This window comes from Polaromonas sp. P1_E3 (genome assembly GCF_056405935.1).
In genome coordinates this window covers 1-990 of sequence record NZ_JBFUBD010000687.1, presented here as the reverse complement: position 1 = coordinate 990, position 990 = coordinate 1, and the positions used below count along the sequence as shown (strand labels likewise).

2 protein-coding genes are annotated in these 990 nt (G+C 59.7%); both read right to left on the bottom strand.

What is annotated here, in order from left to right:
• Positions 1-182: 182 nt before the first annotated feature.
• Complete coding sequence (rbfA, locus tag AC1D0Z_RS22800; protein ID WP_457282766.1) at positions 183-551, bottom strand: 30S ribosome-binding factor RbfA; 369 nt, start codon at positions 549-551, stop codon at positions 183-185.
• 61 nt (positions 552-612) lie between these two features.
• Positions 613-990, bottom strand: a 378-nt coding sequence (locus AC1D0Z_RS22795) for an EF-Tu/IF-2/RF-3 family GTPase (protein ID WP_477660407.1), incomplete at its 5' end; no start/stop codon positions are given.

Here is a 990-nt window from a genome sequence, read left to right as displayed (position 1 = left end):
TTGCTCGACAGGCCCAGCGGCTTGTCGAGCAGCAGCACGCCGTGCACGGGACGTCGCTGGACTTTCTGGCGATGAAGAGAGGTTTGCGTCATAAATTCCGACAGGCTCAGCGCGCGGGCTGGCCCGGGCGCTTCGTTGGCACCGTTGTCCCTGAACCTGTCATCAAGGGAAACGGCGCGAACTCAGTCGTCTTGGGCGCGGGAAGAAACCGCCTTGGCAATCAAGGCGTTCATGTCGGCCGCACGTTCCGTCGTGCGGTCGAAGTGGAAATGCAGCGTTGGCACGGTGTGCGTCATCAGACGCTTGAAAAGACCGTTGCGCAGAAAACCTGCCGCCTGGTTAAGTGCTTCCTCGCACTCTTTCGGGTCACCGACAAGCACACTGAAAAACACCTTGGCATGGGCATAGTCGGCCGTCACCTCGACGGCCTGCACGGTCACCATCCCGACCCGCGGGTCTTTGAGTTCGCGCGCGATCAGCTCCGTCAGATCGCGCTGGATCTGATCGGCGACGCGAAAGCCGCGGTTGGGGGTGGATGATTTTTTACGCATTGTCAAAAAGTGGTGAAGTCTGGGAAGAGGCCGGCAGCCAGGGGCCGCCGGCCAGCCGCGTTCAGACCTCCAGTGTCCGCGCCACTTCCCTGATTTCAAAGAACTCCAGGATGTCGCCAACCTGGATGTCGTTGTAGTTCTTGATGTTCAAGCCGCACTCGAAGCCTTCCTTGACTTCCTTGGCGTCGTCCTTGAAGCGCTTGAGCGAGTCGAGTTCACCCGTGAAGATGACCACGTTTTCACGCAGGAGGCGCAGGCGCGCGGTGCGGCGAACCACCCCGGCGGTGACCATACAGCCGGCAATAGAGCCGATCTTGCTGACCTTGAACACCTGGCGAATCTCGGCATTGCCGATAACTTCTTCCTTCTTGTCGGGCGTGAGCATGCCGGACATGGCGGCGCGAAGTTCGTCCACAGCGTCATAGATGATGTTGTAGTA